This is a genomic window from Streptomyces sp. NPDC056580 (genome assembly GCF_042793175.1).
GTDB lineage: Bacteria > Actinomycetota > Actinomycetes > Streptomycetales > Streptomycetaceae > Streptomyces.
The window spans coordinates 50624-72888 of record NZ_JBHTVE010000012.1 but is presented as its reverse complement, the minus strand read 5'-3'; the positions used below and the strand labels follow the sequence as shown (position 1 = coordinate 72888).

The 22265-nt window shown below is 70.8% G+C and carries 17 protein-coding genes and 1 tRNA gene; 12 read left to right on the top strand and 6 right to left on the bottom strand.

The annotated features are described in order from the left end of the window. Positions 1–288: 288 nt before the first annotated feature. The gene (gene polA, locus ACFQ9Z_RS26130; RefSeq protein ID WP_383023249.1) at positions 289–3012 is read right to left on the bottom strand and encodes a DNA polymerase I; all 2724 of its coding nucleotides are present in this window, start codon (positions 3010–3012) and stop codon (positions 289–291) included. A 190-nt stretch (positions 3013–3202) separates the two neighbouring features. On the opposite strand from polA, the gene ACFQ9Z_RS26125 reads away from it, so the two are divergent. The 9 genes from ACFQ9Z_RS26125 (at position 3203) to ACFQ9Z_RS26085 (ending at position 13384) form a co-directional block, all read left to right on the top strand. After that, a complete protein-coding gene (locus ACFQ9Z_RS26125; protein WP_383023247.1) occupies positions 3203–5557 on the top strand; it encodes an FdhF/YdeP family oxidoreductase in 2355 nt (784 codons plus the stop codon). A gap of 47 nt (positions 5558–5604) precedes the next feature. Next, entirely contained in the window at positions 5605–6096 is a 492-nt protein-coding gene (locus tag ACFQ9Z_RS26120) for a hotdog fold thioesterase (RefSeq protein WP_383023244.1), read from the top strand. A gap of 98 nt (positions 6097–6194) precedes the next feature. Beyond that, positions 6195–6692, top strand: coding sequence for a hypothetical protein (locus tag ACFQ9Z_RS26115; RefSeq protein ID WP_383023241.1), 498 nt, complete (start codon positions 6195–6197; stop codon positions 6690–6692). After that, positions 6689–7297, top strand: coding sequence for a Tat pathway signal sequence domain protein (locus ACFQ9Z_RS26110; protein WP_383023239.1), 609 nt, complete (start codon positions 6689–6691; stop codon positions 7295–7297). The genes ACFQ9Z_RS26115 and ACFQ9Z_RS26110 overlap by 4 nt, the downstream gene beginning before the upstream one ends. 288 nt (positions 7298–7585) lie before the next feature. Then, positions 7586–8824 carry a branched-chain amino acid ABC transporter substrate-binding protein gene (locus tag ACFQ9Z_RS26105; RefSeq protein WP_383023237.1) on the top strand — a complete coding sequence of 413 codons (1239 nt, stop codon included), beginning with the start codon at positions 7586–7588 and terminating at the stop codon, positions 8822–8824. A gap of 114 nt (positions 8825–8938) precedes the next feature. Continuing rightward, the gene (locus ACFQ9Z_RS26100) at positions 8939–9871 is read left to right on the top strand and encodes a branched-chain amino acid ABC transporter permease (RefSeq protein ID WP_143636292.1); all 933 of its coding nucleotides are present in this window, start codon (positions 8939–8941) and stop codon (positions 9869–9871) included. A 5-nt stretch (positions 9872–9876) separates the two neighbouring features. Further along, on the top strand, positions 9877–11718 hold the full coding sequence (locus tag ACFQ9Z_RS26095; RefSeq protein WP_383023234.1) for a branched-chain amino acid ABC transporter permease: 1842 nt from the start codon (positions 9877–9879) through the stop codon (positions 11716–11718). 5 nt (positions 11719–11723) lie between these two features. Then, a complete protein-coding gene (locus ACFQ9Z_RS26090) occupies positions 11724–12671 on the top strand; it encodes an ABC transporter ATP-binding protein (protein WP_143636296.1) in 948 nt (315 codons plus the stop codon). Next, positions 12668–13384, top strand: coding sequence for an ABC transporter ATP-binding protein (locus ACFQ9Z_RS26085; protein WP_383023229.1), 717 nt, complete (start codon positions 12668–12670; stop codon positions 13382–13384). Before ACFQ9Z_RS26090 ends, ACFQ9Z_RS26085 begins: the two co-directional genes overlap by 4 nt. A gap of 76 nt (positions 13385–13460) precedes the next feature. Here the strand turns inward: ACFQ9Z_RS26085 and ACFQ9Z_RS26080 are convergent, their stop codons facing one another. Then, entirely contained in the window at positions 13461–14120 is a 660-nt protein-coding gene (locus ACFQ9Z_RS26080; protein WP_360671968.1) for a response regulator, read from the bottom strand. Between the two features lie 103 nt (positions 14121–14223). Here ACFQ9Z_RS26080 and ACFQ9Z_RS26075 point away from each other — a divergent pair. Both ACFQ9Z_RS26075 and ACFQ9Z_RS26070 read left to right on the top strand, forming a co-directional pair. After that, a tRNA-Leu gene (locus ACFQ9Z_RS26075) sits at positions 14224–14298 on the top strand. Positions 14299–14404: 106 nt separating this feature from the next. After that, entirely contained in the window at positions 14405–15145 is a 741-nt protein-coding gene (locus tag ACFQ9Z_RS26070; protein ID WP_383023227.1) for a helix-turn-helix domain-containing protein, read from the top strand. 7 nt (positions 15146–15152) lie between these two features. Here ACFQ9Z_RS26070 and pyk read toward each other — a convergent pair whose 3' ends face one another. After that, complete coding sequence (gene pyk, locus ACFQ9Z_RS26065; RefSeq protein WP_383023224.1) at positions 15153–16589, bottom strand: pyruvate kinase; 1437 nt, start codon at positions 16587–16589, stop codon at positions 15153–15155. Positions 16590–16736: 147 nt separating this feature from the next. Further along, on the bottom strand, positions 16737–17432 hold the full coding sequence (locus ACFQ9Z_RS26060; RefSeq protein WP_383023222.1) for an SIMPL domain-containing protein: 696 nt from the start codon (positions 17430–17432) through the stop codon (positions 16737–16739). Between the two features lie 150 nt (positions 17433–17582). Here ACFQ9Z_RS26060 and ACFQ9Z_RS26055 point away from each other — a divergent pair, with 150 nt between their 5' ends. After that, the gene (locus tag ACFQ9Z_RS26055) at positions 17583–19388 is read left to right on the top strand and encodes a bifunctional metallophosphatase/5'-nucleotidase (RefSeq protein WP_383023220.1); all 1806 of its coding nucleotides are present in this window, start codon (positions 17583–17585) and stop codon (positions 19386–19388) included. 75 nt (positions 19389–19463) lie between these two features. Here the strand turns inward: ACFQ9Z_RS26055 and ACFQ9Z_RS26050 are convergent, their stop codons facing one another. Further along, the gene (locus ACFQ9Z_RS26050) at positions 19464–20861 is read right to left on the bottom strand and encodes a lysine N(6)-hydroxylase/L-ornithine N(5)-oxygenase family protein (RefSeq protein ID WP_383023217.1); all 1398 of its coding nucleotides are present in this window, start codon (positions 20859–20861) and stop codon (positions 19464–19466) included. Next, complete coding sequence (locus tag ACFQ9Z_RS26045; RefSeq protein ID WP_383023215.1) at positions 20858–22219, bottom strand: pyridoxal phosphate-dependent decarboxylase family protein; 1362 nt, start codon at positions 22217–22219, stop codon at positions 20858–20860. Before ACFQ9Z_RS26045 ends, ACFQ9Z_RS26050 begins: the two co-directional genes overlap by 4 nt. Positions 22220–22265 lie beyond the last annotated feature (46 nt).

The following is a 22265-nucleotide window of genomic DNA, read 5'->3' as shown; positions in this document are numbered from 1 at the left end:
AGACGCCGGGACCGCCGACCGTCTTCGCAGTGCCCGGCAGGGGCGCGACGCGCACGTCACCGCACCCCCGCGGACCCTGGGACCGCCGACCGTCCTCCCGGTGCCCGGCAGGGGCGCGACGCGCACGTCAGCGCACCCCCGCAGACGCCGGGACCGCCGACCGTCTTCGCAGTGCCCGGCAGGGGCGCGGCGCGCACGTCACCGCACCCCTCTGTGGACGCCGGGACCGCCGATCCTCGTCGCGGCCGGAGTTCCCCGGGCGGTGCACGGAGGGGCACCAGCCGGGTGTCAGTGCGCCGCCGACTCCCAGTCCCGGCCCACGCCCACCGAGACGTCGAGCGGGGCCCGCAGCCGGACGGCGCCGGCCATCTCGCGGCGGACGAGTTCCTCCGTGGCCGCGCGCTCGCCGGGGGCGATCTCCAGCACGATTTCGTCGTGCACCTGCAGCAGCAGGCGGGACTTCAGGCCCGCCTCGCGCAGCGCCCGGTCGACGTTGAGCATGGCGATCTTGACGATGTCGGCCGCCGTGCCCTGGATGGGGGCGTTGAGGGCCATGCGTTCGGCCGCCTCGCGGCGCTGGCGGTTGTCGCTGTTGAGGTCGGGGAGGTAGCGGCGGCGTCCGAAGAGCGTCGCCGTGTAGCCCGTGGCCCGTGCTTCGTCGACTACCCGGCGCAGGTAGTCGCGTACGCCGCCGAAGCGCTCGAAGTAGGTGTCCATCAGGCCGCGGGCCTCGGCCGCCTCGATGTTGAGCTGCTGGGAGAGGCCGAAGGCGGAGAGTCCGTAGGCCAGGCCGTACGACATGGCCTTGATCTTGCGGCGCATCTCCGCGTCCACCGCGTCCCGGCCGACGGAGAAGACCTGGGAGGCGACCGTGGTGTGCAGGTCCTCGCCCGTGGTGAACGCCTCGATCAGGCCCTCGTCCTCGGAGAGGTGGGCCATCACGCGCAGCTCGATCTGGCTGTAGTCGGCGGTCATCAGCGACTCGAAGCCGTCGCCGACCACGAAGCCGCGGCGGATCGCCCGGCCCTCGTCGGTGCGGACCGGGATGTTCTGCAGGTTGGGGTCCGTGGACGACAGCCGGCCGGTCGCGGCCACCGTCTGGTTGAACGTGGTGTGGATACGGCCGTCGCCCGCGATGGTCTTGATCAGGCCCTCGACCGTGACGCGCAGCTTCGCCTGCTCGCGGTGCCGGAGCATGATCACCGGCAGTTCGTTGTCGGTCTGGGTGGCGAGCCACGCCAGGGCGTCGGCGTCCGTGGTGTAGCCGGTCTTGGTCTTCTTCGTCTTCGGCAGGGCCAGCTCGCCGAAGAGGACTTCCTGGAGCTGCTTGGGCGAGCCGAGGTTGAACTCGCGGCCGGCGGCGTCGTGGGCCTCCTTCACGGCCTGCTGCACGGCGCCCGCGAAGGTCTGCTCCATCGCCTCCAGGTGGGCGTGGTCGGCCGCGATGCCGTCGCGCTCCATGCGGGCGAGCAGGGCGGAGGTGGGCAGCTCCATGTTCCGCAGCAGGTCGGCGGCGCCGACCTCCTCGAGCCGGCCCTCGAACGCCTCCCCGAGGTCGAGGACGGCGCGGGCCTGGATCATCAGGGCCTCCGCCTCGGCGCCCTCGTCCGTGCCGAACGCCAGCTGCCCGTCGGCCGCGGCGGCGGGGGCCAGCTCACGGTGCAGGTACTCGAGGGACAGCGCGTCCAGGTCGAAGGAGCGGCGGCCCGGCTTGACCAGGTAAGCGGCGAGCGCGGTGTCCATCACGACGCCCTCGACGCGCCAGCCGTGCTCGGCGAGGACCCGCATGGCCCCCTTGGCGTTGTGGAACACCTTCGGGCGGCCGGCGTCGGCGAGCCAGCCGGCGAAGGCACGCTCGTCGGCCTCGTCCAGCTCGGCGGGGTCGAACCAGGCGGCCGCTCCCCCGGCCGCGGCGAGCGCGATCTCGGTGACCGAGCCGGTGCCCAGCGCCCACGCGTCGACCGTGGCGACGCCGAGGGTCCCGGTGCCGTGCCCGGCCAGCCAGCCGGCCAGCTCGCCGGTGCGCAGCACGGTGCCGTCCACCTCCACGCCGTCCGCGGCGATCGGCGTGGTCTCGGCCTCCTCGGCGCCCGGGTCGACGGCGAAGAGCCGCTCGCGCAGCGACGGGTTGCGGATCTCCAGGGTGTCCAGCACCATCGCGACGGTCTTGCGGTCGTACGGGGCGCGCTCCAGGTCGGCGACCGTCCTGGGCAGCTCCACCTGGCGCTCCAGCTCGGTGAGCAGCCGGTTGAGCTTGACCGACTCCAGGTGGTCGCGCAGGTTCTGGCCCGCCTTGCCCTTGACCTCCTCGGCACGCTCGACGAGTTCGGCGAACGAGCCGAACTGGTTGATCCACTTCGCGGCGGTCTTCTCGCCGACGCCGGGGATGCCGGGCAGGTTGTCCGACGGGTCGCCGCGCAGCGCGGCGAAGTCCGGGTACTGGGCGGGCGTCAGTCCGTACTTCTCGACGACCTTCTCCGGGGTGAACCGGGTCAGCTCCGAGACGCCCTTCGTCGGGTACAGCACGGTGGTGTGCTCGCTGACGAGCTGGAAGGAGTCGCGGTCGCCGGTGACGATCAGCACCTCGAAGCCCTCGGCCTCGGCCTGGGTGGCGAGGGTGGCGATGATGTCGTCCGCCTCGAAGCCCTCGACGGCGAAACGCTGCGCGTGCATGGCGTCCAGGAGCTCGCCGATCAGCTCGACCTGCCCCTTGAACTCGTCGGGGGTCTTGGATCGGTTCGCCTTGTACTCGGTGAACCGCTCGGAGCGCCAGGTCTTGCGGGAGACGTCGAAGGCCACCGCGAAGTGCGTGGGCTCCTCGTCACGCAGCGTGTTGGCCAGCATCGACGCGAAGCCGTAGATCGCGTTCGTCGGCTGGCCCGTCGCGGTGGTGAAGTTCTCCGCGGGCAGCGCGAAGAACGCGCGGTAGGCCAGCGAGTGCCCGTCCATGAGCATCAGCCGGGGACGGCCGCCGGGGGTGCTGTCGGTCTTCTTCGATGCTGTTTCTGCCACGTCCCCGATCCTGCCACGGCGCACTGACAGCCGGGACCGGCCCGCTCCGCGGCGAAACGCCGCGGCGGGCCCGCGCCGCTCGCGGCGGGCGCCGGGCGCGCACCGGCGTCGCCCGCCCCGGCCGCCTGCCGGCGCCCCCGTGGGAGGATCTGCGGCGTACTTCTCACACGCAGTCGAAGGGGAGCGTGCGATGGCGACGAAGCCGCCCAAGGGTGATCCGGTCCAGGACGCGCCGCAGGTCGCGGAGCCCAGGCACGCGGCGGCGGGGCTGCCGGCCGTCGGCCGCACCCTGCGCATCGCCCAGCGGCAGATGGGCGTGCGGCGCACCGCGCTGACCCTGCTGCGGGTGAACCAGAAGGACGGCTTCGACTGCCCGGGCTGCGCCTGGCCGGAGGCGGACCACCGGCACCGGGCGGAGTTCTGCGAGAACGGCGCCAAAGCGGTGGCCGAGGAGGCCACGCTGCGCCGGGTCACCCCGGAGTTCTTCGCCGCGCACCCGGTCGCGGACCTCGCCGGGCGCAGCGGGTACTGGCTGGGGCAGCAGGGCCGGCTCACCCATCCCGTGTATCTCGCCGAGGACGGCACGCACTACGAGCCGGTCGGCTGGGACCGCGCCTTCGACATCATCGCCGAGGAGATCTCCGCCCTCGCCTCCCCCGACGAGGCCGTCTTCTACACCTCCGGCCGCACCAGCAACGAGGCCGCGTTCCTCTACCAGCTCTTCGCGCGCGAGCTGGGCACCAACAACCTGCCGGACTGCTCCAACATGTGCCACGAGTCGTCCGGCTCGGCGCTGTCGGAGACGATCGGCGTCGGCAAGGGCAGCGTCCTGCTGGAGGAGCTGCACCGGGCCGACCTGATCATCGTGGCCGGGCAGAACCCGGGGACGAACCACCCCCGGATGCTCACCGCGCTGGAGAAGGCCAAGGCGAACGGCGCGCGGATCATCAGCGTCAACCCGCTGCCCGAGGCCGGCCTGGAGCGGTTCAAGAACCCGCAGACCGCGCAGGGCATGCTGAAGGGCGCCGCGCTCACCGATCTGTTCCTGCAGATCCGCATCGGCGGCGACCAGGCCCTGTTCCGCCTCCTGAACAAGCTGATCCTGGAGACCGAGGGCGCGGTCGACGAGGAGTTCGTGCGGGAGCACACGCACGGGTACGAGGAGTTCGCGCGGGCCGCCCGCGCCGCCGACTGGGCGGAGACGCTCGCGGCCACCGGTCTCACGCGCGCGGAGATCGAGCGGGCCCTCGGCATGGTCCTCGCCTCGCGGCGGACCATCGTCTGCTGGGCCATGGGCCTCACTCAGCACAAGCACTCGGTGCCGACCATCCGCGAGGTCGTCAACTTCCTGCTGCTGCGCGGTGACATCGGCCGTCCCGGCGCCGGCGTGTGCCCGGTGCGCGGCCACTCCAACGTGCAGGGCGACCGCACGATGGGCATCTTCGAGAGGCCGGCGCCGGCCTTCCTGGACGCGCTGGAGAAGGAGTTCGGGTTCGCGCCGCCGCGCGGGCACGGCTTCGACGTCGTGCGGGCGATCCGCGCGCTGCGCGACGGCGAGGCGAAGGTGTTCTTCGCCATGGGCGGCAACTTCGTCTCCGCCTCGCCCGACACGGCGGTCACCGAGGCGGCCGTGCGGCGCGCCCGGCTGACCGTGCACGTGTCGACCAAGCTGAACCGCTCGCACGTGGTCACGGGCGCGCGCGCCCTGATCCTGCCCACCCTGGGCCGCACCGAGCGCGATGTGCAGGCGGGCGGCGAGCAGTTCGTGACCGTGGAGGACTCCATGGGCATGGTGCACGCCTCGCGCGGGCGGCTGGAGCCGGCGAGCCGGCACCTGCTGTCCGAGCCGGCGATCGTGTGCCGGCTGGCGCGCCGGGTGCTCGGCGCGGACAGCAAGGTGCCCTGGGCGGAGTTCGAGAAGGACTACGCGGGGATCCGCGACCGCATCGCGCGCGTGGTCCCCGGCTTCGAGGACTTCAACGCGCGGGTGGCCCGCCCCGGGGGCTTCGCGCTGCCGCACGCGCCGCGCGACGAGCGCCGCTTCCCGACCGCGACCGGGAAGGCGAACTTCACCGCGGCCCCCGTGGAGTACCCCGAACTGCCCTCAGGGCGGCTGCTGTTGCAGACGCTGCGCTCGCACGACCAGTACAACACCACGATCTACGGCCTCGACGACCGCTACCGGGGCATCACGGGCGGCCGCCGGGTGGTGCTGGTGAACCCCGAGGACGCACGCGCCCTGGGCGTCGCCGACGGCGCGTACGTCGACCTGGTGAGCGAGTGGCGCGACGGCGTGGAGCGGCGGGCGCCCGGCTTCCGGGTCGTGCACTATCCGACGGCCCGTGGCTGCGCCGCCGCCTACTACCCGGAGACGAATGTGCTGGTGCCGCTGGACGCCACGGCCGACACCAGCAACACACCGGCCAGCAAGTCCGTCGTGGTCCGCCTGGAGCAGGCCCTGGCGCACGAACCGGCCGGCGGCCCCGGGGGCGGCCGCTCCCAGGTCCGCCCGGAGGACCGTCTGGAACAATCGGCGACCGACTGAGCGTTTGCTCAGCCACGTGTCAGCTGTACGAGAACGGAGCCACGCCCATGGGTGAGCAGCAGCAGGTGAGATTCCCGCAGGAGGTCGTCGACGAGTACGCCGCGTTCGGCGTCGACCTGCCCGCACTGTTCTCCGCGGGCCACCTCGGCAATCGCATGGGCGTGCAGATACTGGAGGCGTCGGCGGAGCGGGTCGTCGGCACCATGCCGGTCGAGGGCAACACCCAGCCGTACGGGCTGCTGCACGGCGGCGCGTCCGCGGTGCTGGCGGAGACGCTGGGTTCGGTCGGCTCCATGCTGCACGGCGGCAGCTCGAAGATCGCGGTCGGCGTCGACCTCAACTGCACCCACCACCGCGGGGTCCGCTCGGGCCTGGTGACCGGCGTGGCCATGCCCGTGCACCGGGGGCGGTCGACGGCGACGTACGAGATCGTGATCAGCGACGAGGAGGGACGCCGGGTGTGCACCGCCCGGCTGACCTGCCTGCTGCGCGACGTCCGGCCCGGCGACGAGGCCCCGGTCCGCCCGGCCGGCGACTGAGTGTCCCGGACATCTTCGCGGGCCCCGGGCCGGCCGTGGCGGAAAAGGGGCTCCGCCCGGCCGTTGCCCCGGGCCGTCCCGCCGCTTAGCTTCGGCACATGGGACGGCTCGGAAGCCGATGGCTCGCAGGATCCCGGCGGGGGGCGAGGCTCCTGGCGCTCGGACTGGCACTGTCCGCGACGCTGCTGACGGCCGGCTGTGCCCGTACGGGCGGCGCGAAACCCTCCACGGGCGGACCCGGCGGCCCAGGTGCCCCCAGCGGCCCCGGCCACGCGGCGCACGACTCGGCCGCCGCCTCGCCGTCGTCCGACGCCGAGTTGTCCGCCCCCTCGCCGTCGTCCGACGCCGATTTGTGCGCCGAGAGCGTCGCACGCTGGTCACGGAAGGTGCTCGACAGCGGCACCTACGGGGACTACCAGTCGATGGGGCTGTCCAACGGCCAGTACGAGATCCTGCGGGCCGTCGTGGACGCGGCGCGGGCGGCCGAGCGGCGTCAGGGGGCGGACGCGGCGGACGAGTTGATCGCCCGCCGGGCGCGTGCGGCGTGCGCCGACCGGTACCGGCACGGCGTTCCGAGCGGAGGGCCCTGGCGATGAGCGGCACGGGGCCCCTGGAGCCCGGCGAGGGCACGCGCGCGTGGGACGCCGTGGAGTGGGAGGCCGCCGGACGACGGCGCGCACCGCTCGCGGCCCTGTACGCCCGCCACCGCCGCGCCGCCCTCGCCGCCGTCGCGGCGGTGATCGCCGTCGCGGGCGGCGGCTACCTCTACGCGACCCGCCCACCGCACCCGCCGCCGCCCCAAGTTCCTTACCCGGCGCAGGCGATGACGATCTCTTACCTGCGGGACGGGACCGCCGGGGCCGGGGTGCCGGCCCGCGGATTCCGCTTCGACGTGCTGTTGACCGTGGACGCGGGACCGCCCATCACCGTCAGCCGGGTGGGCCAGCCCTACGCCGGGCTCCGGCTGACGACCGAGCCGCGCACCCCGTTCCGGACAAAGGCGGGCTCTCCCCGCAAGATCACCATAACCATGGACGTGACGGAATGCGGAAAGGTGCCGAAGGACGCCGGACTGCCTTTCCTGGAAGTAACTCTGCGTAATATGCGCGCAATACAGAATCAGAGTTTCATCCTCGGCCGGCGGTACGCGCAACACCTCTCCAAGGGCCTGAAAGTCGCCTGCAGCAACAGCCTCAGGTAATCACCAAAACCTCCGAGACGCCTGAACGGATCACGGACCGTCCTGCGGATTCTCACCATGTGGACGGGGCGAATCGGCTTGAATTCCGGCGTTCTCCCCACGGCGTACCGCTCTGCATTACCTCGTGTCATAACAAGAGCGTCACAGCATCGGTCAGACCCTCCTTACGTCCCCCACACACGCCTAGAGTCACGGCCAGTCACCGCGCCGCTGGATTCCCTCTTCGGCCTGGCGCAGCGGCTCGACCGCCTCCACGGGGAAGCGGCCGTCCTGGGGAAAGGACTGATCGTGCGTCAACGTTCGCTCATCGCCATCACCGCCGCCCTGGCGGCGGGAGCGCTCACCCTCACCGCCTGCGGCTCGCGCGACAGCGGCGACAAGGGCTCGGACTCCGGCAACGGTGGTGGCACCACCGTCGTCATCGGCGTCGACGCCCCGCTGACCGGCGACCTGTCCGCGCTCGGCCTGGGTATCAGGAACTCCGTGGACCTGGCGGCCAAGCAGGCCAACAAGAAGAACTACGTCAAGGGCGTCACCTTCAAGATCGAGGCGAAGGACGACCAGGCGCAGCCCTCCTCCGGCCAGACGAACGCCACCGGCTTCGTCGGCCAGAAGGACGTCCTCGGCGTCGTCGGCCCGCTGAACTCCTCCGTGGCCCAGTCGATGCAGAAGGTCTTCGACGACGCGAAGCTGGTCGAGGTCTCCCCGGCGAACACCAGCCCGGACCTGACCCAGGGCCCGGACTGGCGGAAGTCGAAGACGCGCCAGTACAAGTCTTACTTCCGTACCGCGACCACGGACGCCATCCAGGGCCCGTTCGCCGCCCAGTACGTCTTCAACAAGGCCAAGAAGACCAAGGCCTTCGTCATCGACGACAAGAAGACCTACGGCGCCGGCCTGGCCGGGACGTTCACCGACGAGTTCAAGAAGCTCGGCGGCAAGATCGTCGGCACCGAGCACATCAACCCCGACACCAAGGACTTCTCCGCGGTCGCCACCAAGGTGAAGAACTCCGGCGCACAGGTCGTCTACTACGGTGGCGAGTACCCGCAGGCCGGTCCGCTGAGCAAGCAGATCAAGGCCGCCGGCGCGAAGGTCCCGCTGGTCGGCGGTGACGGCATCTACGCCGACGACTTCATCAAGCTGGCCGGCGCCTCCGGCACCGGTGACCTGGCCACCTCGGTCGGCGCGCCGGTGGAGACGCTCGACTCCGCCAAGGAGTTCGTCGACAACTACAAGGCGGCGGGCTACAAGGAGGCGTACGCGGCGTACGGCGGCTACTCCTACGACTCGGCGTGGTCGATCATCGAGGCCGTGAAGAAGGTCGTCGACGACAACGGCGGCAAGCTGCCGTCCGACGCCCGCGCGAAGGTCACCGCCGCGATGCAGAACGTCTCCTTCGACGGTGTGACCGGCAAGGTCTCCTTCGACGAGTACGGTGACGCGACCAACAAGCAGCTGACCGTGTACTCCGTCACGGGCGGTGCGTGGAAGGCCGTGGAGTCCGGCACCTACAACGGCAGCTGACCCACACACACCCGCATCACCTGAGCCGCGCGGGGCGCTGTTCCACTGGCGCCCCGCGCGGACTCGCATCCGGCTTCATCCGTCGAACTTTCCGAACGTCTCGGAGGACATGCGGTGAACGAACTGCCGCAGCAGCTGGTCAACGGCCTGCTACTAGGATCCATGTACGGGCTGGTCGCCATCGGCTACACGATGGTCTATGGCATTGTCCAGCTCATCAACTTCGCCCACGGCGAGATATTCATGACCGGCGCGTTCGGCGCGCTCACGGTCTACGCGTACATCCTTCCCGACGGCACCTCCATGTGGGTGGCCCTGCCGCTGATGCTCGTCGGGGCCGTCCTCGTCGCCGTCACGGTCGCCGTCGGGGCGGAACGGTTCGCATACCGCCCGCTGCGCACCGCCCCGCGCCTCGCGCCGCTCATCACCGCCATCGGCCTCTCGCTGGCCCTGCAGCAGGCCGTGTGGGCCTGGTACCCGGGCGCCAAGTCCGCCCGTACCTTCCCGAGCATCCCGGGCGGCCCCTTCGAGATCGGCAATGTCACCATCCAGACCGGTGACGTCTTCCTGGTCGCCGCGGCACCGATCAGCATGGGGATCCTCGCCTACTTCGTGATGCGGACCCGCACCGGCCGCGGCATGCAGGCCACCGCGCAGGACCCGGACACCGCGAAGCTGATGGGCGTCAACACCGACCGCATCATCGTGATCGCGTTCGCCCTGGGCGCCGCCTTCGCCGCCGTCGGTTCGGTGGCCTACGGCCTGAAGTACGGTCAGATCGACTTCCGCATGGGCTTCATCCTCGGTCTGAAGGCGTTCACCGCGGCCGTCCTCGGCGGTATCGGCAACATCTACGGCGCCATGCTCGGCGGCCTCGTCCTCGGTGTCGCCGAGGCCCTGTCCACCGCCTACATCGCGGACATCCCCGGCATGGACAAGTTCGGCAGCCAGTCCTGGGCAGACGTCTGGGCGTTCGTACTCCTCATCCTCGTGCTGCTGTTCAGGCCACAGGGCCTGCTCGGCGAGCGCGTCGCGGACAGGGCGTGACACCGATGACCACACAGACCACCGCATCCGAGACCCCGGAGACCCCGGAGACCGCGAGCACTCCCGCGGCCGTGCGGACCGGCCTCATCGGCCTGCCCACCGCGTTCGGCCGGGCCCTCGCCACCGGCGGCGGCGCCCTGACGATCGTCTCCACCTTCCTCGCCTGGACCTGGACCTCCGAGTTCCCCGGCGACCTCACCGTCTACGGCTACCCGGGCGGCCTGCAGGTCCTCGTCCTGATCGGCGGCGTCCTCACCACCCTGTTCGGCCTCGCCTCCTACGGCGTCAAGGGCCTCGCCTGGCTCACCCCCGGCAGCGCCGACAGCGCCGTGAAGACGGCCGCGCTCGGCACCTTCACCACCGCCTGGTACACCGTCATCGCCATCAGCGTGAAGCTCGGCGGTGTGGTCAACCTGGAGCCCGGCGGCTACGTCGTCGCCGTCGCCACGCTGGCCGCCCTGGTCGGCGCCCTGGCCCTGCCGTTCGAGCGGCCGGCCCCGGATCCCATCGACCCCGACGACTCCTCCTGGGAGAAGTTCCGGCACGCCCGCCGCCAGGACTGGAGCACCTTCAAGGCGGCCTTCGCCGCCGAGGCCCCGGCCCCGGCCCGGAAGCTGCCCGCCTACGCCGAGATCCTCGTCATCGTCGCTGCCATGGCGCTCGGCCTGCTGGTCTTCACCTACGGCATCGGCACCGAGTACGACGAGCTGTTCATCGGCTTCCTGATCACCGCCGGTTTCGGCTTCGGCGCGCTCGCCAAGGCCGGGCTCGTGGCCCGGGTCTCGGCGATCACCGCACGGCACCGCAACATCACCATGACCGGCGCCTTCCTCGCCGCGGCCGCCTTCCCCTTCACCCAGTCCGACGACCAGTACGCGACGATCGGCGTCTACATCCTGATCTTCGCCACCGTCGCACTCGGCCTGAACATCGTCGTCGGCCTCGCCGGCCTGCTCGACCTCGGTTACGTCGCCTTCCTCGGTGTCGGCGCCTACACCGCGGCCCTCGTCTCCGGCTCGTCGTCCTCGCCGCTGCACGTCAACATGCCGTTCTGGGCCTCGGCGCTGTGCGGCGCCGCCGTCGCCATGGTGTTCGGCGTCCTGATCGGCGCCCCCACCCTGCGGCTGCGCGGCGACTACCTCGCCATCGTGACGCTTGGCTTCGGTGAGATCTTCCGCATCACCGTCCTCAACATGGACGGCACCTCGGGCCCGGACGTCACCAACGGCTCCAACGGCATCTCCTCGATCCCGAACCTGAACATCCTCGGCTTCGACTTCGGTCAGGAGCACCAGCTCTTCGGCGCCACCGTCGGCCGGTTCGCGAACTACTTCCTGCTGATGCTGCTCATCACGCTCATCGTCGTGGTGGTGTTCCGGCGCAGCAGCGACTCCCGCATCGGCCGCGCCTGGATCGCCATCCGCGAAGACGAGACGGCGGCGCTCGCCATGGGCATCAACGGCTTCCGGGTCAAGCTCATCGCCTTCGCCCTGGGCGCCTGCATGGCCGGCCTCGCCGGTTCCGTCCAGGCCCACGTCACCTACACGGTGACCCCGGAGCAGTACCAGTTCGCCCACGTGGTGCCGCCCAACTCGGCGTTCCTGCTCGCCGCGGTGGTGCTCGGCGGCATGGGCACCATCTCCGGCCCGCTGGTCGGCGCCTCGCTGCTGTACCTGATCCCGGCCAAGCTCCAGTTCCTGGGCGACTACCAGCTGTTCGCCTTCGGTGTCGCGCTCGTCCTGCTGATGCGCTTCCGCCCCGAGGGCCTCATCCCCAACCGGCGCCGCCAGCTCGAATTCCACGAAGAGACCGAAGCGCCCGCCGTCCTCAGCAAGGCAGGGGCCTGAACACCATGACCACCGACACCACCACCCAGGACGCCGCACCCGGCGCGTCCGCACCCGGCGAGGTCGTGCTCGACGCCCGAGGCGTCACGATGCGCTTCGGCGGCCTGACCGCCGTGCGGGGCGTCGACCTCACCGTCAACAGCGGCGAGATCGTCGGTCTGATCGGCCCCAACGGCGCCGGCAAGACCACCTTCTTCAACTGCCTGACGGGCCTGTACGTGCCCACCGAGGGCGAGGTCCGCTACAAGGGCGACGTCCTGCCGCCGAAGTCCTTCAAGGTCACCGCGGCCGGCATCGCCCGCACCTTCCAGAACATCCGCCTGTTCGCCAACATGACGGTCCTGGAGAACGTGCTCGTCGGCCGGCACACCCGCACCAAGGAGGGCCTGTGGTCCGCGCTGCTGCGCGGTCCGGGCTTCCACCGCGCGGAGAAGGCCTCCCGCGAGCGGGCCATGGAGCTGCTGGCGTTCGTGGGTCTGGAGAAGAAGGCCGAGCACCTGGCCCGCAACCTCCCCTACGGCGAGCAGCGCAAGCTGGAGATCGCCCGCGCGCTGGCCAGCGAGCCCGGTCTGCTGCTCCTCGACGAGCCGACGGCCGGCATGAACCCGCAGGAGACCCGGGCCACCGAGGAACTGGTCTTCGCCATCCGGGACATGGGCATCGCCGTCCTCGTCATCGAGCACGACATGCGCTTCATCATGAACCTGTGCGACCGGGTGGCCGTGCTCGTGCAGGGCGAGAAGCTGATCGAGGGCGACAGCGCGACCGTCCAGGGCGACGAGCGGGTCGTCGCCGCCTACCTCGGCGAGCCGTTCGAGGAGGCTCCCGGCGACGAGGAGGCCGCCGAGGTCGAGGCGGCCGAGGCGCAGGCCGGGGCCGCGGCGGACACCGCGACCACGACGGACGCCGACACCACGACGGACGCCGCGCCCGGCAAGGAGAACGACCGATGACCGCACTGCTCGAAGTAGAGGACCTGCGGGTCGCCTACGGCAAGATCGAGGCCGTCAAGGGCATCTCCTTCAAGGTCGAGGCCGGCCAGGTGGTCACCCTCATCGGCACCAACGGCGCCGGCAAGACGACCACCCTGCGCACGCTCTCCGGTCTGCTCAAGCCGGTCGGCGGGCAGATCCGGTTCAACGGCAGGTCGCTGAAGAAGATCCCCGCGCACCAGGTGGTGTCGCTGGGGCTCGCCCACTCCCCCGAGGGGCGGCATATCTTCCCGCGCATGACCATCGAGGACAACCTGCGCCTCGGCGCGTTCCTGCGCAGCGACAAGCCGGGCGTCGAGAAGGACATCCAGCGCGCCTACGACCTCTTCCCCATCCTCGGGGAGCGCAGGAAGCAGGCCGCCGGCACCCTCTCCGGCGGTGAGCAGCAGATGCTGGCGATGGGCCGGGCGCTGATGTCCCAGCCCAAGCTGCTGATGCTGGACGAGCCCTCGATGGGTCTGTCGCCGATCATGATGCAGAAGATCATGGCGACCATCGCCGAGCTGAAGTCGCAGGGCACGACGATCCTGCTGGTCGAGCAGAACGCCCAGGCGGCGCTCTCGCTCGCCGACCAGGGTCACGTCATGGAGGTCGGCAACATCGTCCTCTCCGGCACCGGCCGCGACCTGCTGCACGACGAGTCCGTGCGCAAGGCGTACCTCGGCGAGGACTGACCGCCGCGGACGCCGGACACGACGAGGCCCGCGCCCCCTTCTCCGGGGCGCGGGCCTCGTCCCGTGCGGCCGGGGGTCAGCTCTTCTTCGAGGCCTTCTTCTCCTCGTTGTCCGCGATGACCGCCTCGGCGACCTGCTGCATCGACAGACGCCGGTCCATCGACGTCTTCTGGATCCAGCGGAACGCGGCCGGCTCGGTCAGCCCGTACTCCGTCTGCAGGACGGACTTCGCGCGGTCCACCAGCTTGCGGGTCTCCAGCCGCTGGGTGAGGTCCGCGACCTCCTTCTCCAGCTCCCGCAGCTCGGTGAAGCGGGACACCGCCATCTCGATCGCCGGGACGACGTCGCTCTTGCTGAACGGCTTCACCAGGTAGGCCATGGCGCCGGCGTCGCGGGCCCGCTCCACCAGGTCGCGCTGCGAGAACGCGGTGAGCATCAGGACCGGGGCGATGGACTCCTCGGCGATCTTCTCGGCCGCGGAGATGCCGTCGAGCTTGGGCATCTTCACGTCCAGGATCACCAGGTCCGGGCGGTGCTCGCGGGCGAGCTCCACCGCCTGCTCGCCGTCCCCGGCCTCGCCGACGACGGTGTAGCCCTCCTCCTCCAGCATCTCTTTGAGGTCGAGCCGGATCAGGGCCTCGTCCTCGGCGATGACGACACGGGTCGTCAGCGGAGGCACGTGCGACTTGTCGTCGTCGGGCACGTCAACGGGCTGGGGCGACTCGGGGGCGGTCACGCGGGCTCCTTGCTGCGAGGCAGGTCGGTACTGCTGACAAGAGCCTACCTAGCTGCGGTAAGGTGGTCAGGCAGCGGGTCGAGGTCAACCTTCGATTCACCGGGCCCCGGTAGCCCAATTGGCAGCAGGCGATGGATTCAAAACCCATACAGTGTCGGTTCGAGTCCGACCCGGGGCACTTTTCCTTCGATCTGAAGGTCGTCATTGAAATGCGGATCTCCGCGTTCTCGTGAATCTCCGTTCTTCCCCGCATGTCGCCGCGACCCCCGTCACAGAGTGGCCGCATGTACGACATCAGCACGCGCAAGCGAGCCCTCGCCCTGGTCGCCCAGGGCCGCAGCCTCAATTCGGTGAGCCGCGAGACCGGTGCCTCCCGTGCAGCGATCCGCTCATGGCAGGACCGCCTCGAACCGCTGCGCCGTATGTCCCCTCCGCCCGGGCCGCCTTCCGACACCGGCGCATACGCGTACCTGTTGGGCCTCTACCTCGGCGACGGGTGCATCAGCCCGCACCCGCGCGGCGGCTACTACCTCAGGATCGCGTGCGCCGACGCCTGGCCCGGGCTCATGCGGATGTGCGGCGATGCCATCACACGCGTACGCCCCGGCGTACGCGTCCACATGGTCCGGAAACAGGGCTGCGCGATGGTGACCAGCTACCACCCGCACTGGCCCGCCCTGTTCCCCCAGCACGGCCCCGGCAAGAAGCACGAACGGCCGATCGCCCTCGCGGCCTGGCAACAGGACATGGTCGACGCTCATCCCTGGGAGTTCATCCGGGGACTCATCCACTCCGACGGCTGCCGTGTCACCAACTGGACGACCAGACTGGTCGACGGTGAGCGCAAGCGCTACGAGTACCCGCGCTACTTCTTCACCAATTTGTCCGAGGACATCGTGCGGCTTTTCACCGATGCCCTGGAGCGGGTCCACGTGGAATGGAGACGGGCGAACAACCGGAACATCTCCGTCGCCCGAAAAGCCTCCGTGGCCCTCATGGACGCCCACGTGGGCCCCAAGCACTGAGCCGCCGCTACTTGGGGCTGTCGTCCTCGCCGATGTGGTGGACGCGGACCATGTTGGTGGCGCCGGGGACGCCGGGCGGTGAGCCGGCGGTGATGACCACGACGTCGCCCTTCTCGCAGCGGCCGTACCGCAGCAGCAGTTCGTCCACCTGGGCGACCATGGCGTCGGTGGAGTCGGCCTCCGGGCCGAGGAAGGTCTCCGCGCCCCAGGTGAGGCTGAGCTGGGAGCGGGTGGCCGGTTCCGGGGTGAAGGCCAGCAGGGGGATCGGCGAGCGGTAGCGGGAGAGCCGGCGGGCGGTGTCGCCGGACTGGGTGAAGGCCACGAGGAACTTCGCGCCGAGGAAGTCGCCCATCTCGGCCGCGGCGCGGGCGACGGCTCCGCCCTGGGTGCGGGGCTTGTTGCGTTCGGTGAGCGGCGGCAGCCCCTTGGCGAGGATGTCCTCCTCGGCGGCGGTCACGATCTTGGCCATGGTGCGCACGGTCTCGACGGGGTATTTGCCGACGCTGGTCTCGCCGGAGAGCATCACGGCGTCGGTGCCGTCGATGACGGCGTTGGCGACGTCGGAGGCCTCGGCGCGGGTGGGGCGGGAGTTGTCGATCATCGAGTCGAGCATCTGGGTGGCGACGATGACGGGTTTGGCGTTGCGCCGGGCGAGTTTGATGGCGCGCTTCTGGACGATGGGGACCTGTTCGAGGGGCATTTCGACGCCGAGGTCGCCGCGGGCGACCATGATGCCGTCGAAGGCGGCGACGATGTCGTCGATGTTCTCGACGGCCTGGGGTTTCTCGACCTTGGCGATGACGGGGAGGCGGCGGCCTTCCTCGTCCATGATGCGGTGGACGTCGTGGGCGTCCCGGCCGCTGCGGACGAAGGATAGGGCGACGGCGTCGAAGCCGGTGCGCAGTGCCCAGCGCAGGTCGTCCTCGTCCTTCTTGGAGAGGGCGGGTACGGAGACGGCGACGCCGGGGAGGTTGAGGCCCTTGTGGTCGGAGATGATGCCGCCTTCGGCCACTCGGGTGTGGACTTCGGGGCCGTCGACCGCGGTGACTTCGAGGCTGACCTTGCCGTCGTCGACGAGGATGCGTTCGCCGGGGGTGACGTCGGCGGCGAGGCCGGCGTAGGTGGTGCCGCAGGTGTGGCGGTCGCCTTCGACGCCTTCCTGGACGGTGATGGTGAAGGTGTCGCCGCGTTCAAGGAGTACGGGGCCTTCGCTGAATCGGCCGAGGCGGATCTTCGGGCCTTGAAGGTCGGCGAGGATGCCGACGCTGCGGCCGGTTTCGTCGGCGGCTTTTCGTACGTGCTGGTATCGCACCTCGTGCTCGGTCTGGGTGCCGTGGCTGAGGTTGAAGCGGGCGACGTCCATTCCGGCTTCGACGAGTGCTTTGATCTGGTCGTACGAGTCGGTGGCGGGGCCCAGAGTACAGACGATCTTTGCTCGGCGCATGATTCGAGCCTAGGCCTTACCCGCTGGTAGTGAATCCGGGGTTCATGACTACCCAACAACCGTTGGGTTAAGGGTTATTGACAAGTGTTGAATTGTGCGACGGCCCGCTCCTTTGAGCGAAGTCTTTACGTCGTGTGTTTTCGGCCTTCACAGTCGTGGGGGCAGCATGGCGAACCGGGCGCTGACCTGGGCGGTGACGCGCAGTCGCGGGGGTTCGAGGTCGAGGGGTGCGGCGGGTTCGTCCGGATGGGCGAGTGCGGCCCGGCGTGCGCCGCGCTCGAACGGGGTGCGGGCGGGGCGCGCGCGGTCGGCGCCGGTGTCGGCGAGTTCGACGAGTGCGGCGAGGGTGGTGCCGAGGGCGTCGGCGTATTCGCGGGCCCGCCGGAGGGCTTCGCCGACGGCGTCGCGGCGGGCCTGGGCGGGCACGGGCGAGTCGGGGCGCAGGGACCACCAGGGGCCGTCGATCCGGGTGAGTTCCAAGTCGGCCAGTCGGGTGATGAGTTCCGCCAGGGCGGTGAAGTCGGTGAGTTCGGCGGTGAGGTGGACCCGGCCGTGGTGGCTGTGTATGCGTTCGCCGTGGCCGTGGGGGTCGAGCTCGGGGGTGATGGTGACGGCGCCGGTGGACACGTGTGCGACGGCGTCGGCGTAGGACTTGACGAGGTCGAGGGCGGCGGTGTTGCGGCGGGTGAGGTCGTCGAGGGTGGTGCGGCGGTCGCGGCCGCGGGCGTTGACGGTGACGGCGATGCGGGCGATCTCCGGTTCGGCGTCGATCTCGGCTTCGCCGTGGACGACGAGGAGGGGGGCGTCGGGGGTGCCGTGGGGTGGGGCCGCCGGTTGAGTCATACGTCCCACTGTGTCACGCGCTTTCCGCTTCCATGGCCGTAGTTGGGGCTTGAGGTCACCAGATCGAAACCTCTTGGACCTGTTGTCTCCGGTCACGTCCGGGTCAGAATCTACGCGCGTTGTTGACTGTTTCCCCGAGGAGACCGAGAGATGCCGTTGAACCGCCGGAAGTTCCTGAAGAAGTCCGCCGCGACCGGGGCGGGGGTGGCGATCGCCGGTGCGGCGGCGGCTCCGGCGGCCGAGGCCGCCGAGGCGAAGGGCACGGGGAAGCAGGTGAAGCGGTACTCCCTGACCGTCATGGGCACCACGGACCTGCACGGCCACGTCTTCAACTGGGACTACTTCAAGGACGCGGAGTACTCCGACAAGGCGGGCAACGCGCAGGGCCTGGCTCGCGTCTCGACGCTGGTCGAGGGGATCCGCAAGGAGAAGGGCCGCTCCAACACGCTGCTGCTGGACGCGGGTGACACGATCCAGGGCACTCCGCTGACGTACTACTACGCGAAGGTGGACCCGATCACCGCCGAGGGCGGTCCGGTGCATCCGATGGCGCAGGCGATGAACGCGATCGGGTACGACGCGGCGGCGCTCGGCAACCACGAGTTCAACTACGGCATCGAGACGCTGCGGAAGTTCGAGGACCAGCTCGACTTCCCGCTGCTGGGCGCCAACGCGGTCGACGCGAAGACGCTGAAGCCGGCCTTCCCGCCCTACTTCGTCAAGAAGTTCCACGTGCCGGGCGCTCCGCCGGTGAAGGTCGCGGTGCTGGGTCTGACCAACCCGGGCATCGCGATCTGGGACAAGGCGTACGTGCAGGGCAAGCTTGCGTTCCCGGGTCTGGAGGAACAGGCCGCGAAGTGGGTGCCGAAGCTGCGGGCGATGGGCGCGGACGTGGTCGTGGTGTCGGCGCACTCGGGCACGTCGGGGAACTCGTCGTACGGCGACCAGCTGCCGTACGTGGAGGACGCGGCGGCGAACGTGGCGCGGCAGGTGCCGGGGATCGACGCGATCCTGGTGGGGCACGCGCATCTGGAGATTCCGGAGCTGAAGGTCGTCAACGAGAAGTCGGGCCGGACGGTCGTGCTGTCGGAGCCGCTGTGCTACGCGGAGCGGCTGAGCGTCTTCGACATCGAGCTGGCGTTCGACAAGGGCAGGTGGGAGGTGGAGTCGGTCTCCGCTTCGCTGCGTGACTCGAAGACGGTGGCGGACGACCCGCGGATCACCAGGCTGCTGAAGGACGAGCACGACAAGGTCGTGGCGTACGTCAACCAGGTGGTGGGCCGGGCGACCGAGACGCTGACGACCGTGGAGGCCCGTTACAAGGACGCCCCGATCATCGATCTGATCACCAAGGTCCAGGAGGACGTGGTGAAGGCGGCGCTGGCGGGCACCGAGTACGCCTCGCTGCCGGTGATCGCGCAGGCGTCGCCGTTCTCCCGGACGTCCGAGATCCCGGCCGGCGATGTGACGATCCGGGACCTGTCGAGTCTGTACGTGTACGACAACACGCTGGTCGCGAAGCTGATGACGGGCGCGCAGGTGCGGGCGTACCTGGAGTACTCGGCGGGGTACTACGTGCAGACGGCGTCGGGCGCGGCTGTCGACGTGGAGAAGCTGACGAACGCGGGCGGCCGTCCGGACTACAACTACGACTACGTGTCGGGGCTGTCGTACGACATCGACGTGGCGCAGCCGGCGGGTTCGCGGATCAGGAATCTGACGTTCGCCGGCGCGGCGCTGGACGACGCGCAGCAGTTCGTGCTGGCGGTGAACAACTACCGTGCCAACGGCGGTGGCGCGTTCCCGTACGTGGCTTCGGCGAAGGAGCTGTGGTCGGAGTCGACGGAGATCCGTACCCGGATCGCGGAGTGGGTGACGGCGAAGGGCGTGCTGGACCCGAAGGACTTCGCCTCCGTGGACTGGAAGCTGACGCGGGACGGTACTCCGGTCTTCTGATTCCCGGGTGGGCCCCTTCGGCGGCGCCGGTGCTTGTTCTTGGCACCGGCGCCGCCGGCGTGTGTGCCGGGGGGGTCAGCCGATGGGCGGGGCCGGTTGTCCGGTGGGAGCGGTGCGGGGGGCGGGGGGCTGGAGTCCGAAGGTGGTGAAGGCGGTGCGGGTGGGCAGGGGGTACTGCTCCTTGCCGGTGAGGGAGTTGAGGATGGTGGCGCTGCGCCAGGCGGTGAGGCCGAGGTCGGGGGCGCCGACGCCGTGGGTGTGCAGTTCGGCGTTCTGGACGTAGACGGAGCCGGTGACGCAGGGGTCGAGGAGGAGGCGGTACTCCTGGTCGATGCGTGGGCGTCCGCTGTCGTCGCGGCGCAGGTAGGGGTCGAGTGCGGCGAGGACGGCGTCGAGTGGGCGTTCGCGGTAGCCGGTGGCGAGGACGACGGCGTCGGTGGTGAGCCGGGTGCGGGTGCCCTGCTGGAGGTGTTCGAGGTGGAGTTCGATCTGGCCGGCGGTGATGCGGCCGGCGGTGCGGACGCGGACGCCGGGGGTGAGGACGGCGTCGGGCCAGCCGCCGTTCAGGGTGCGCCGGTACAGCTCGTCGTGGATGGCGGCGAGGGTGTCGGCGTCGATGCCTTTGTGCAGTTGCCATTGGGCGGGGACGAGCCGGTCGCGGACGGGTTCGGCGAGGGCGTGGAAGTAGCGGGTGTAGTCGGGGGTGAAGTGTTCGAGGCCCAGCTTGGAGTACTCCATGGGGGCGAACGCTTCGGTGCGGCCGATCCAGTGCAGTCTCTCCTGGCCGGCGGGGCGGTGGCGCAGCAGGTCGAGGAAGACTTCGGCGCCGGACTGTCCGGAGCCGACGACGGTGATGTGGCCGGCGGTGAGGAGGGTGGCGCGGTGCCGGAGGTAGTCGGCGGCGTGGATGACGGGGACGCCGGGCGCTTCGGCCAGTGGCCGCAGGGCTTCGGGTACGTGGGGGGCGGTGCCGATGCCGAGGACGATGTTGCGGGCGCGGGTGCGGCCGTGGGCCGGGGTGCCGGCCGGGGTGTCGAGGCGGGTGTGGTCGACTTCGAAGACGTCGTGTCCGGGGTTCCAGCGGACGGCGTCGACCTGGTGGTGGAAGCGCAGTCCGGGCAGGTTCCGGGAGACCCAGCGGCAGTAGGCGTCGTATTCGGCGCGCTGGATGTGGAAGCGTTCGGCGAAGTAGAACGGGAAGAGCCGTTCGTGGTTCTTGAGGTAGTTGGGGAAGCTCCAGGGGCTGGTGGGGTCGGCGAGGGTGACCAGGTCGGCGAGGAAGGGCACTTGGAGGGTGGCGCCGTCGATGAGCAGGCCGGGGTGCCAGTCGAAGCGGGGGCGTTGTTCGTAGAAGACGGTGTCGAGTTCGGCGAGTGGGTGGGCGAGGGCGGCCAGGGAGAGGTTGCTGGGGCCGATGCCGATGCCGACGAGGTCGCGGGGGGTGCCGGGCTCAGGGTGTGGGGGGCGGGTCATCCGGGGGTGGCTCCTTCGGCGAGTTCGAGGAGTGCGGCCAGTTCGTGGGGCCGGGTGTGGGGGTTGAGGAAGGTGGCCTTGAGCCAGAGCCGCCCGTCGGCGCGGGCCCGTCCGAGGACGGCCCGGCCCTGGTGGAGCAGGCGGCGGCGTACGGCGGCGACGGTGTCGTCGGGGGCGCCCGCGGGCCGGAAGAGGACGGTGCTGATGACGGGCGGGCCGTTCAGCTCGTGGCCGGGGTGCCGCTGGACGAGGGCGGCGAACTCGTGGGCGTGGGCGCAGACCTGGTCGACGAGGGTGCCGAGCCCGGTGCGGCCCAGGGTCCTGAGGGTGACGGCGATCTTGAGGATGTCGGGCCGGCGGGTGGTGCGCAGGGAGCGGCCGAGCAGGTCGGGCAGGCCCGCTTCGGTGTCGTCGCCGGCGTTGAGGTAGTCGGCGTGGTGGTGGAGTGCGGTGAGTTCGTGGGGCCGGGCCACGGCGAGGAGTCCGGCGGCGGATGGCTGCCAGCCGAGTTTGTGCAGGTCGAGGGTGACGGTGTGGGCGGCTTCCAGGCCGGCGAGCTTGTGGCGGTGCCGGTCGCTGAAGGCGAGGCAGGCGCCGTAGGCGGCGTCGATGTGCAGGCGGGCGCCGTGGGCGGCGCACAGGCGGGCGATGTCGGGCAGTGGGTCGATGAGTCCGGCGTCGGTGGTGCCGGCGGTGGCGGCGACGAGCAGGGGGCCGGGGTGGGCGGTGAGGGCGTGGTGGAGGGCTGCCGGGTCCAGGGTGCCGCGCGGGGTGGGGACGACGACCGGGTCGGGCAGGCCGAGCAGCCAGGCGGCGCGGGGCAGGGAGTGGTGGGCGTTGGCGCCGCAGACCAGCCGGAGGCGGCCGCCGTGGGTTTCGCGGGCGAGGAGCAGGGCGAGCTGGTTGGATTCGGTGCCGCCGGTGGTGACGAGGGCGTCGGCGAGGCCGACGAGCCGGGCGAGGGCGTGGGTGACCTGGGCTTCCAGGGCGGAGGCCGCGGGGGCCTGGTCCCAGGAGTCCAGTGAGGGGTTGAGGGCGCTGGCGGCGAGGTCGGCGGCCGTGGCGACGGCGAGCGGCGGGCAGTGCAGGTGGGCGGCGCAGAGCGGGTGGGCGGGGTCGGCGGCGCCCTCGGCGAGGGCGTGTACGAGGGTGCGCAGGGCGTCGGGGTCGGGGTCCTCGGGCAGGACGTCGTCACCGAGGGCCGCGGTCATCCGTGCGGTGACGGTGCCGGGGCCGCCGGCCGGCAGTGGTCCGCCGCGGGTCCGGCCGCCGGTGGCGAGGGCTTCGAGGACGGTGTCGAGGAGGGGGCGCAGGGCGGCGGGGCCGTCGGGTCCCGAGGCGAGGGGCGGCAGGCTCATGGGCTCTCCTCCGGGGGCACGGGACGGACGGGCGGTCCTGGGTTCG

What these genes read in the sequence shown, in the direction of transcription:
- ACFQ9Z_RS26125 (WP_383023247.1), top strand. Translation starts at nt 3,203, where the DNA reads ATGGCGACGAAGCCGCCCAAGGGTGATCCGGTCCAGGACGCGCCGCAG.
- ACFQ9Z_RS26120 (WP_383023244.1), top strand. Translation starts at nt 5,605, where the DNA reads ATGGGTGAGCAGCAGCAGGTGAGATTCCCGCAGGAGGTCGTCGACGAG.
- ACFQ9Z_RS26115 (WP_383023241.1), top strand. Translation starts at nt 6,195, where the DNA reads ATGGGACGGCTCGGAAGCCGATGGCTCGCAGGATCCCGGCGGGGGGCG.
- ACFQ9Z_RS26110 (WP_383023239.1), top strand. Translation starts at nt 6,689, where the DNA reads ATGAGCGGCACGGGGCCCCTGGAGCCCGGCGAGGGCACGCGCGCGTGG.
- ACFQ9Z_RS26095 (WP_383023234.1), top strand. Translation starts at nt 9,877, where the DNA reads ATGACCACACAGACCACCGCATCCGAGACCCCGGAGACCCCGGAGACC.
- ACFQ9Z_RS26090 (WP_143636296.1), top strand. Translation starts at nt 11,724, where the DNA reads ATGACCACCGACACCACCACCCAGGACGCCGCACCCGGCGCGTCCGCA.
- ACFQ9Z_RS26085 (WP_383023229.1), top strand. Translation starts at nt 12,668, where the DNA reads ATGACCGCACTGCTCGAAGTAGAGGACCTGCGGGTCGCCTACGGCAAG.
- ACFQ9Z_RS26070 (WP_383023227.1), top strand. Translation starts at nt 14,405, where the DNA reads ATGTACGACATCAGCACGCGCAAGCGAGCCCTCGCCCTGGTCGCCCAG.
- pyk (WP_383023224.1), bottom strand. Translation starts at nt 16,589, where the DNA reads ATGCGCCGAGCAAAGATCGTCTGTACTCTGGGCCCCGCCACCGACTCG.
- ACFQ9Z_RS26060 (WP_383023222.1), bottom strand. Translation starts at nt 17,432, where the DNA reads ATGACTCAACCGGCGGCCCCACCCCACGGCACCCCCGACGCCCCCCTC.
- ACFQ9Z_RS26055 (WP_383023220.1), top strand. Translation starts at nt 17,583, where the DNA reads ATGCCGTTGAACCGCCGGAAGTTCCTGAAGAAGTCCGCCGCGACCGGG.
- ACFQ9Z_RS26050 (WP_383023217.1), bottom strand. Translation starts at nt 20,861, where the DNA reads ATGACCCGCCCCCCACACCCTGAGCCCGGCACCCCCCGCGACCTCGTC.
- ACFQ9Z_RS26045 (WP_383023215.1), bottom strand. Translation starts at nt 22,219, where the DNA reads ATGAGCCTGCCGCCCCTCGCCTCGGGACCCGACGGCCCCGCCGCCCTG.